The organism is Arthrobacter sp. CAL618, assembly GCF_000468215.1.
Classification (GTDB): domain Bacteria; phylum Actinomycetota; class Actinomycetes; order Actinomycetales; family Micrococcaceae; genus Arthrobacter_D.
In genome coordinates this window covers 1,191-4,631 of the sequence record NZ_ASZW01000281.1, presented here as the reverse complement: position 1 = coordinate 4,631, position 3,441 = coordinate 1,191, and the positions used below count along the sequence as shown (strand labels likewise).

1 pseudogene is annotated in these 3,441 nt (G+C 66.9%); it reads left to right on the top strand.

The features are described 5' to 3' along the window. Positions 1-3,309: pseudogene (locus K728_RS19885) on the top strand (Pls/PosA family non-ribosomal peptide synthetase); the annotation flags it as partial. Between the last annotated feature and the right edge of the window lie 132 nt (positions 3,310-3,441).

Here is a 3,441-nt window from a genome sequence, read left to right as displayed (position 1 = left end):
CCGACCGGGTCCTCGCCGGACTCTCCGTCGCCTTCGACGCCTCCTGCGAGGAGATGTGGCTGGCCTGGCGCAACGGCGCCTGCCTGGTGCCGGCCCCGCGCGCCCTGGTGCGTTCGGGCATGGATCTCGGTCCGTGGCTGATCACCCACGGCATCACCATGGTTTCGACGGTTCCTACCCTTGCCGCCCTGTGGCCGGTCGAATCTCTCGAAGCCGTCAGACTGCTGATCTTCGGCGGAGAGGCCTGCCCACCCGAGCTCGCAGCAAGGCTGGCGACCGAGGACCGGGAGCTGTGGAACACCTACGGCCCCACGGAGGCGACCGTCGTCGCCTGTGCCGCTCTGCTCGGCGGTCCAGGACCGGTGCGCATTGGGCTCCCCCTGGACGGCTGGGATCTCGCCGTCGTCGACAGTTCAGGTCTTCCGGTGGCCGCCGGCGAGGTCGGTGAGCTGATTATCGGCGGGGTTGGGCTGGCCCGCTACCTCGATCCGCAGAAGGACAAGGAAAAATACGCTCCCATGCCGTCGCTGGGTTGGGACCGCGCCTATCGCAGCGGGGACCTGGTCAGGTTTGACCCGGTGGGGCTCGAATTTATGGGACGCGCCGATGAACAGGTGAAGCTCGGCGGCCGACGGATCGAACTCGGCGAAGTCGACGCCGCCCTGCAGTCCTTGCCCGGCGTCGCAGGTGCCGCAGCCGCAGTGCAGACCACCGCCGCCGGCAACCAGATACTGGTGGGCTATCTCGTCGCCGCCGGAGCACCGCTGGACCTGCCGGAGCTGCGCTCCGAGCTTGCTGGTTCGCTGCCCGCGGCGCTGATTCCGATGCTCAGCGAAACCGATTCCCTGCCGACCAAAACCAGCGGAAAGGTGGACCGGTCGGCGCTCCCCTGGCCCCTCGCCCAGCACAACGACGACGACGCCCCGGCCCTCGACGACGAAGCCCAGTGGGTGGTGGACCAGTGGACGGCAGTACTCGGCGTCCCGGCGTCGGGATTGGATGCGGACTTCTTCGCCCACGGTGGCGGCAGCCTGTCTGCGGCGCAGCTGGTGTCCGCCCTGCGGCAGCAGTATCCGACGGTCACGGTTGCCGACATTTACGCCCACCCGCGGGNGGGTGGGCGCGTTGATTGACATGGTGAAAGGATCGGAACCGGTCGGCGGCACGATCAGGATTGAGCGGAACGTCGCCCGCACCACCCGCAAAGCCCAGATCTTCCAGACGCTGATGGGCATTCCCCTCTTCATGCTGGTGGGGATGCGCTGGCTGACCTACCTGATGATCATCAATCAGGTTCTCGTGATCTCCGGGATCGCAGCGACAACCACGCTGTCCTGGGGGTGGATCCTTGCCAGCTGGATCGTGTTCGTCAGCCCGCTGGGGCGGATGGGGATTTCGGTTATCGCCGCGAGGATCCTGCTACGCGGGGTCCAGCCGGGAAGCTACCCCCGCAGCGGCAGGGTGCACCTGAAACTCTGGCTTGCCGAACAAATCGCGGACATGGCAGCCGCAGTCAGTCTTGCCAGCGCACCGTGGGTCACCTACTACGCCCGGGCGCTGGGGGCAAAGATTGGGCGCGACGTCGACCTCCACTCGGTCCCCCCGGTCACCGGAATGCTTCATCTGGGCAGCGGCAGCTCCGTCGAACCCGAGGTGGACCTTTCGGGCTGGTGGATTGATGGCGACCTGGTCCACATCGGCAGGATCAGCGTCGGGGAGCGAGCCCTCATCGGCACCAGGAGCACGCTGATGCCCGGCACCCGGGTGGGCGCCGACTCACAGGTTGCCCCGGGTTCGGCGGTCCTGGGCAAGGTACGACCCGGCCAGCAGTACGCTGGGTCCCCTGCCACCCGGATCGGCAAAGCCAAGCCCATCTGGCCCGATGCTCCGGCGTCGTCGCCGTCGGTCACCCTCAGCTTCCCGGCATTCGCCGCCGCCTCGGGCATCCTCTCCGGCATCCCCTATCTGGCCGCCGCCATTGCTGCCCTGCCGATCCTCACCGCCCTGCGCGGCACCGCAGGACTGTCCGACGCCCTGCCACAACTCGCCTGGTCGGTGCCCATCGCTGGCCTGCTCTGGTTTGTGGCAACGATGATCCTGATCCTGGCAGCCGTCAGACTACTCGGGATCGGGCTGCGGGAGGGGTATCACCGGGTCCGGAGCCGTGTGGGCTGGCAGGTCTGGGCCACCGAACGAGTCCTTGACCTGGCCCGCGATCTGCTCTTCCCCGTGTACGCGAGCCTGTTCACGCCGGTGTGGCTGCGACTTCTTGGCGCTACGGTCGGCAAGAACGTCGAGATTTCGACTGTGCTGTTGGTTCCGAAAATGACCACCATTGGCGACGGCGCTTTCCTCGCCGATGACACGATGGTCGCATCCTACGAACTCGGTGGGGGCTGGATGAAGGTGGCGCCGGCGAAAATCGGTAAGCGAGCGTTCCTCGGCAATTCGGGGATGACCGCCGCGGGCCGCCGGGTACCCAAAAACTCGCTGGTGGCGGTGCTGTCCGCCACCCCCGCCAAGGCCAAAGCCGGTACGTCCTGGTTGGGAAGCCCGCCGGTCCGGTTGCGCCGCACCCAGATGGACGCCGATCAGACCCGAACCTTCGACCCACCACGACGGTTGAAGGTGGCAAGGGGAGCATGGGAGGTGTGCCGGCTCGCCGCAACGCTGCTGACCGTGGTGATCGCCGTGCTGGTGCTCGTGGGGCTCGACGCCATTGCCGGGCAGTGGGGCTACCTGGTTGCTGCACTCCTCGGCGGGCTGGTCATGATGACGGCCGGGACGGTGGCGGCCGTCAGCGCGGTCGCCGTCAAATGGTTGCTGGTCGGCCGAATCAGTGCGGGTGAACACCCCCTCTGGAGTTCGTTCATCTGGCGGAACGAGGTTGTCGACGCCTTCATCGAAACGGTTACCGCCCCCTGGTTTGCCCGGGCGGCCAGCGGCACTCCCGCACTCGTCTGGTGGTTAAGGGCCCTGGGAGCCAGGATCGGCCACGGCGTGTGGTGCGAAAGCTATTGGCTGCCGGAAGCCGACCTGGTAACCCTTGGTGACAGCAGCACAGTCAATCGCGGGTGCGTCATCCAGACCCATCTCTTCCATGACCGGGTGATGTCCATGGACACCGTAACCTTGAAGGATGGCGCAACCATGGGACCCCACGGAGTGATACTTCCTGCCGCCTGCCTGGCTAGCGGATCGACGGTTGGACCGGCGTCGCTGGTAATGCGCGGCGAGACAGTGCCAGCGGGAAGCTACTGGATCGGCAACCCGGTCAGCCCGTGGAAAAGCCCGGCGGTTGCCCCATGAGGGAAGCCATCAGAAGCGTCGTCGCACGCATCGGTGACACGCTCGACCCCTATACCCCCGGGCACGGGACCGCCGACTGGGCCGCCCTGCACTACGACCTTGACCTTGACTACCGGCTGGCGAGCAACCGAC